Here is a 6,695-nt window from a genome sequence, read left to right as displayed (position 1 = left end):
CATCGCACTGCTGAACGAAAAGCTGGAAGTGCTGAGTGTGGACAACGGCACCGACTACCGTAGCCGCACGCTGGAGCAGGTCAAGATTTACCACACGCCGCTGGGTCCGCAGGCCGATCAGGAGATGGCCGAGGCCTTTACCCGCCTGGCCGAAACCCAAGACGAAGACCCGGTGCTGCACATCGAGGCGCGCGAGATCCAGGCCCGGCGCAAGGCCGGAGGGGTGGTCTGGTTTGACTTCAACATCCTGTGCGGCGGGCCGCGTTCGCAAAACGACTACCTCGAATTGGCCAGCCAGTTCCATACCGTGCTGCTGAGCAATGTGCCTGCCATGGGGGTCAACATGGCATCGCCCGCGCGGCGCTTCACCTGGCTGGTGGATGTGCTGTACGACCGCCGGGTCAAGCTGATCCTGTCGGCCGCCGTGCCGCCCGAAGAGCTCTATACCGAAGGCCCGATGGCGCACGAGTTTCCGCGTACCGTGTCGCGCTTGAACGAAATGCAGTCGGTAGAATTTTTAGCGCTGGAGCGGCGCATTGTGGATACCCATCTGACATGAAGAAATATTGGATCAGCCTTTTGTGTGTACTGTGCAGCGCCTCGGTGCTGGCGCAGATTGCCGACGGTGGCCTGGAAGTGGCTGCCGAGCACGCTCGCATCAATGCCGAGCGCCAACAGATCGAGAAGCGCTTTGCTGCCGAAGAAACGGCTTGCTTCCAGAAGTTTGCGGTCAACGACTGCCGCGATGCCAGCCGCGCTCGCCGCCGGGTTGAAATGGCTGATTTGCGCCGCCAGGAAATCTCGCTGAACGACGCGGAGCGCAAACGCAAGGGCGCCGAGCAGTTGCAGCGCATGGAGCAAAGTGCCGCGGCCAAAGACGAGCCACCGGTGGCTGTGGGCACTGCCACCCCGCGCGGTACCACGCCTAGCCGCACCCACGCGCCCACCGAGCCGCGCAAACCTTACGACCCCAGCGAGGCTGCCAAGGCCCAGGCTGGGCGCAAAGCCACGGCTGAGAAGAAGGCCCGTACCAACCAGGAAGACCAGGCCACGCGGGCCCGCCGTGCTGCCGCAGCGGCCAACGAGCCTGCCCGCTACGCCGACAAGCTGCAAGAAGCCGCCGCCCACAAGGCTGATACGGTCAAGCGCAACGCCGCTAAAACCAAGGCCAAATCCGCACCGCTGCCGGAACCCGCGCCTTAAACACAAACGCTCCTATTTTTATATTCAAAAATAGGAGCGTTTTGCGCAGGTGCTATATGCGCTGAGAGGCTATTTAATGGTTCAAAATAGCCTCTAAAACCTCAGAAACTTACGGCAGCTTCTCCAGCGCCCCGGTTGGCTCGGCCATGATGCGGGCGGTATCGCTCAGGTTGGGCACGATGTGGTTGGCAAAGAAGCTGTTCTGCGTGTCGGGCTCCAGCGCGGCCAGCACCAGATTGGCCAGGGGTTGGCCCAGCGGGACATAAAAACTCCCTGTGGGTGTATCCACTAGGCCGCGCACCAGCTCTACCTCGGTTTGCTCGATGGGCTGCGCATCGCTAATGCTGCCACGCACGTCCTGCCGCGTGCCGGTGCTGTGGCTGGTGGCGCGGTACAGGTCGCCCAGGACACTACCAGCATCCACCACCCGCATTACCTGCACGCCCAATAGCTGCAACCGGTCTACCGCGGCTGTGGACGCGGCCGACAGCCAGTAGCCGCACGGCCGGGCACGCGATTTGAGAGTTTGCAGCTCCAGCGCCGAATTCCAGTCCACCGTGATCTTTTTGTCGGCTCCGGTGGTGGGGTCGAGCATGGTCAGCTCGTACTGGGCGCTGGTAGGGCCGGCGGCCACGATGGCTTTGCTGCGGCAGGCTTCGCTGCTGACTTCGCGGTCAACGTAGGAGCGCAACTGGCCCAGCTGTTCGGCGCGGGTGGCCGTGCTTTGCAGCATGCTGACCATGGCGGTGACCTGGGTGTGCACGCGGCGCTGGATGTGCAGACGGCCGATGCCGACCCCGCGGGTTTCGATCAGCATGCTGACGGTGTTTTTCAGGCCATTCACATTGCGCCCGGTGTCGGGATCGGTGCCGCCCATGGACACTACGTGGTCGTTGATGTCGGTGGAAGTGGTGTAGTACCACTCGCTGCTCAGGCCCTGCGACTTAAGTGCGGATATCGCTGGGCGGCGGTACCACTCTTCGGAGGCGCGGGTTAAAAACTCCGGCATATTGGCGGTCATGGCGTACTGCATCAGCGCGTCATATTTCTGGATGGCACCAAACTTCTGCAGATAGCGGCCTACCACGGTGTACTCGTGCGCGTCCAGCACCACCTTGGGCTGGTAGTCGCGGCCCAGTTGGGCCAGAGCGCGGGCCTCGGGGCTGTTGAGCAGCAGGTGGTCGCGGTTCATGTCAATGCCGTTGGCGGTGGCCCGTTGGTTGGTGGCGGCTCCGTCGGGGTTGGCACGCGGCACGATGAGCACGTTGATCTTGTCCAGCAGGGGCTCCAGCAGGCCTTGGGCCAGCTCGCGCGCCACCACCAGCGCTGCCTCGCTGCCGGCGGGTTCGTTGCCGTGCTGCTGCGCCACGATCAATACCGTGGGCCGCCCGGTGGCCAGGATGGTCGGCGCATCGGGGCTGCTGGCGCGGGTCAGCAGCAGGGCTTCCAGCGGTATGCCTTGTTGTGACAGGCCAATGCGGAGCACGCTGGGGTGGACACCGCGGCTGGGTTTGTTGGTCAGGTTGGCCAGCCAGTCGGCAATCTCGTTATTGCTGCTGAAGCTGGTGCGCCCCGGCAGCAGGCCCGGCGTGCTGTAGGCGATGGCCGGGTCGGGGAAGCGCGCAGCGACGGCGGCGCTGTAGGGCGCGCTGTCTGGGCTGGCAGCCTTGGTCGCATCGGTTTCGGCAATGCTGTCACGGCTTACCGGTTCGGCGATAGCTGCGGTGCCGTTGGGCGCTGTGGCCGTAGGTGCTGCCGGCTTGGTCGCTACTGCGGGCCGGGGGGGGGGCACGGCACCGGGATGCCACGGCGGCAGCGGTGTCGAGCTGCAGGCAACCAGCGCCAAGACGGTGGCGGCAGTGGCCGCCTGCCGGAACCGTGTCAAGGACGTAGCGAGAGAATGTGGGGGCTGTGGGCCGTTGCGGGAAACCATGGTGTGGATGCTCCTCCATCTTTGGGTTCCGGCATGTTACCCGCGCTCCGCCAGCCGCTTGCTTAAATCGCCGTCCACAGCGCGGGCAGGCCGGGCAGGGTGCGGAAGATACTGCTGATGGCCCCGCTGCGCACCATCTGGGTGGCATGGGCAATGTCGGGTGCAAAGTAGCGGTCGTGGTCCATGCGGGGGATGTCCGCGCGCAGGGCGGCGTGCAGCAGCTCCAGCGGGGCTGAGCTGCTCAAGGGGCGTAAGAAGTCGATGCCCTGGGCTGCGGCCAGCCATTCGATCGCCAGAATGTGCGCCGTGTTGCTCACCATGGCCTGCAGGCGACGCGCCGCAAAGGTGGCCATCGACACATGGTCTTCCTGGTTGGCGCTGGTGGGCAGGCTGTCCACGCTGGCGGGGTGGGCCAGGGATTTGTTCTCTGAGGCCAGCGACGCGGCGGTGACGTGCATGATCATGAAACCGCTGTGCAGCCCGGCATCGGCGGTTAAAAACGGCGGCAGGCGCGAGACGCTGCTGTCGATCAGCATGGCGATGCGGCGCTCGGCTATCGCGCCCACCTCGGCAATCGCCAGTGCCATACCGTCGGCGGCCAACGCGACTGGTTCGGCGTGGAAGTTGCCGCCCGACACCATCACGCCGTCCTCGGCAAACACCAGTGGGTTGTCGGTCACCGCATTGGCTTCGATCAGCAAGATGCGGCTGGCGTGGCGCAACTGGTCCAGGCAGGCCCCCACCACCTGCGGCTGGCAGCGCAGCGAATACGGGTCTTGCACCCGGTCGTCGCCCGACACATGGGATTGCCGGATGGCGCTGCCCGCCAGCAGCGCGCGGTAGTAGCAGGCCACGTCGATCTGGCCGGGCTGGCCGCGCAGCGCGTGGATGCGCGGGTCGAATGGGCCGTCGCTGCCGCGCGCGGCCTCTACCGACAGGGCTCCGATCAGCAAGGCCGCTTCCAGCACCGGCTCGAAGATAAACAGGCCGTGCAAGGCCAGCGCCGCCGAGGTTTGGGTGCCGTTGATCAGCGCCAGGCCCTCCTTGGGGCCGAGCGTCAGTGGTGCGATACCCGCCTGCGCCAGTGCGTCTACTGCGGCCATGCGCTGGCCATCGACCCACATTTCGCCTTCGCCCAACAGTGCCAGCGTCATGTGCGCCAGCGGGGCCAGGTCGCCAGACGCGCCCACCGAACCTTGGGACGGCACATGCGGCACCAGCCCGGCGTTGTGCACCGCCAGCAGGGTGTCCACCACCACCTCGCGCACGCCGGAATGGCCACGCGCCAGGCTGGCGGCTTTGGTGGCCAGCATCAAACGCACGATAGGGGCGGCCAGCGGCTCGCCCACGCCCACGCTGTGCGAGCGGATCAGGTTGAGTTGCAGGGTGGCCAGTTGCGCCTTGCTGATGCGCTGGTTGGCCAGTTTGCCAAAGCCGGTGTTGACCCCGTACACCGGCGCATCGCCATCGGCGGCGGCCTGCACCAGGGCGGCACTGGCGCGGATGCCGTCGCGGCAGGCGGGGTCCAGCTCCAGCGGGGTGACGCTGGCATGGATGCGCTGGAGTTGGTCCAGGGTGAGGAGGCCGGGGGTGATCAACATGGGGTGCTCGCTTTCGTCAAATAATGGCTTCGACTGTAATTGTGTAGACATGACTAGTCAACTACATACAACTACAATTCAGGACTTTCGCAAGCCACTCTGTGCGCCCAGAGGGTGGAACAGTGGCGCTGCGTAAATCCTTCTATTTCCTATGGTTTTCTTACGACAACAGCCGCTGGCAGCCCCTGAACCCGTCAACCAGGCACCGTTTGCCCGGGTCAAGGCGCACCTGAAAAAAGAGCTGTCACAAGGCCGCTGGCCGCCCGGCAGCCTGATGCCGTCGGAGCCCGAGCTGGTGGCGCAGTTCCAGGTCAGCCGCATGACGGTGTCCCGTGCGCTGCGCGAGCTGCAGTCCGAAGGCCTGGTGACCCGCCTACAGGGCGTGGGCACCTTTGCCGCGCACCTGGGTTCGGTGTCGTCGAACCTGACTATCCAAGATTTGCAGCAAGAAATCGCCGCGCGCGGCCACCGCCACCACGCTGTCGTGCATCTGGCGCAAGAAGAAGCCTGCCCCGAGGCCATCGCCCAGCAGTTCCGCCTGGCCCCTGGCACGCGCGTCTTTCACACCTTGCTGGTGCATTTCGAAAACGACGAGCCCATGCAGTGCGAAGACCGTTTTGTGAACCCTGCCTGCGCACCCGACTACCTGCAAAACGACTTCACCCAGCTTTCGCCCACCTACTACCTGCGCACCGTGGCCCCGCTGTGGGAGGCGCAATATTCGGTCGAGGCCTGCCTGCCCACTGCGCAAGAAGCCGAGTTATTGCGCATTCCCCCCAGCGCCCCCTGCCTGGTGGTGCTGCGCAAAACCGCCAACGCCGACGTACCCATCACCCTGGCCCGCCAGGTTCATCCGGGCGCATGCTACCAGCTCAACGGACATTTCAAGCCATGACGACTTTCCTTGCCCACCGCGTTTCGGTGGCCCCCATGATGGACTGGACGGACGCGCATTGCCGCTACCTGCACCGCCTGCTGTCCCGCCACACTTTGCTTTACACCGAGATGGTCACCACCGGCGCGCTGTTGCACGGCGATGTGCCGCGGCACCTGCGCTTCAACGCTGAAGAACACCCGGTCGCCCTGCAACTGGGCGGCAGCGAGCCGACCGACCTGGCCCGCTGCGCCAAGCTAGGCGAAGAGTGGGGTTACGACGAGATCAACATCAACTGCGGCTGCCCGAGTGAGCGGGTGCAGCGCGGTGCGTTCGGTGCCTGCCTGATGGCCGAGCCGCAACTGGTGGCCGACTGCGTGCGGGCCATGCGCGACGCGGTGGACATTCCGGTCACGGTGAAGCACCGCATTGGCGTGGACAAGACCGAAAGCTACGATTTCGTGCGCGACTTTGTGGGCACCGTGGCCGAAGGCGGCTGCGCCACCTTCATCGTGCACGCCCGCAATGCCTGGCTCAAAGGCCTGTCGCCCAAAGAAAACCGCGAGATCCCGCCATTGCGCTACGAGCTGGTGCACCGGCTCAAAAAAGACTTTCCGGCGCTGACTTTTTCCATCAACGGCGGCTTCACCACCGAAGACCAGATTACCGAGCAGCTCACCCAGCTGGACGGCGTGATGGTCGGGCGCGAGGCGTACCACAATCCCTGGTTTCTGGCGGGTTGGGACGCGGCGTTTTTCGGCACTGCGCCTGCTGAGGCCACGCGTGAAAGCATCGAGGAGCAGATGGTGGTGTACATGGAGCGCATGGCAGTGGAGCAGGGCACCGGCTGGTACAGCATCGCCCGCCATATGCTGGGTCTGCGCCACGGCCTGCCCGGTGCGCGGCGCTGGCGCCAGGTGTGGAGCGACCACCGCCTCAAAGCCACACCGCCCCGTGAAGTGATGGCCATGGCCCACACGCGTTATGGGTTTGACGAGACGAAGAGCGCCTAAAGCCCACCAACGTTCAAAAATTTAAGAAAAATAGCCTGCTAGCGCAAGCAGTACCTGTGCAGGAAGCTATA

6 protein-coding genes are annotated in these 6,695 nt (G+C 64.7%); 4 read left to right on the top strand and 2 right to left on the bottom strand.

What is annotated here, in order from left to right:
- Together zapE and ABI213_RS07225 are read left to right on the top strand one after the other, a co-directional pair.
- Window positions 1–559 (top strand): cell division protein ZapE (gene zapE, locus ABI213_RS07230; RefSeq protein WP_348026546.1); only part of this gene is annotated, 559 nt, incomplete at its 5' end.
- Window positions 556–1,203: a hypothetical protein gene (locus tag ABI213_RS07225; protein WP_348007242.1), complete on the top strand. Its 648-nt coding sequence runs from the start codon at window positions 556–558 to the stop codon at window positions 1,201–1,203. The genes zapE and ABI213_RS07225, both read left to right, overlap by 4 nt.
- 109 nt (window positions 1,204–1,312) lie before the next feature.
- Here the strand turns inward: ABI213_RS07225 and ABI213_RS07220 are convergent, their stop codons facing one another.
- A complete protein-coding gene (locus tag ABI213_RS07220; RefSeq protein ID WP_348007243.1) occupies window positions 1,313–3,136 on the bottom strand; it encodes a M14 family zinc carboxypeptidase in 1,824 nt (607 codons plus the stop codon).
- A 62-nt stretch (window positions 3,137–3,198) separates the two neighbouring features.
- Window positions 3,199–4,737, bottom strand: coding sequence for a histidine ammonia-lyase (gene hutH / locus ABI213_RS07215; RefSeq protein ID WP_348007244.1), 1,539 nt, complete (start codon window positions 4,735–4,737; stop codon window positions 3,199–3,201).
- A 151-nt stretch (window positions 4,738–4,888) separates the two neighbouring features.
- Between hutH and hutC the strand changes: the two genes are divergently transcribed.
- Both hutC and dusA read left to right on the top strand, forming a co-directional pair.
- Window positions 4,889–5,632, top strand: coding sequence for a histidine utilization repressor (hutC, locus tag ABI213_RS07210; protein WP_348007245.1), 744 nt, complete (start codon window positions 4,889–4,891; stop codon window positions 5,630–5,632).
- Window positions 5,629–6,624: a tRNA dihydrouridine(20/20a) synthase DusA gene (gene dusA / locus ABI213_RS07205; protein ID WP_348007246.1), complete on the top strand. Its 996-nt coding sequence runs from the start codon at window positions 5,629–5,631 to the stop codon at window positions 6,622–6,624. The genes hutC and dusA overlap by 4 nt, the downstream gene beginning before the upstream one ends.
- Window positions 6,625–6,695 lie beyond the last annotated feature (71 nt).

The organism is Rhodoferax sp., assembly GCF_039922535.1.
GTDB lineage: Bacteria > Pseudomonadota > Gammaproteobacteria > Burkholderiales > Burkholderiaceae_C > Rhodoferax_B.
This window is presented reverse-complemented; position numbering and strand designations above follow the sequence as displayed.

Coding starts and splice junctions, on each gene's coding strand:
- ABI213_RS07225 (WP_348007242.1), top strand. CDS start 556: ATGAAGAAATATTGGATCAGCCTTTTGTGTGTACTGTGCAGCGCCTCG.
- ABI213_RS07220 (WP_348007243.1), bottom strand. CDS start 3,136: ATGGTTTCCCGCAACGGCCCACAGCCCCCACATTCTCTCGCTACGTCC.
- hutH (WP_348007244.1), bottom strand. CDS start 4,737: ATGTTGATCACCCCCGGCCTCCTCACCCTGGACCAACTCCAGCGCATC.
- hutC (WP_348007245.1), top strand. CDS start 4,889: ATGGTTTTCTTACGACAACAGCCGCTGGCAGCCCCTGAACCCGTCAAC.
- dusA (WP_348007246.1), top strand. CDS start 5,629: ATGACGACTTTCCTTGCCCACCGCGTTTCGGTGGCCCCCATGATGGAC.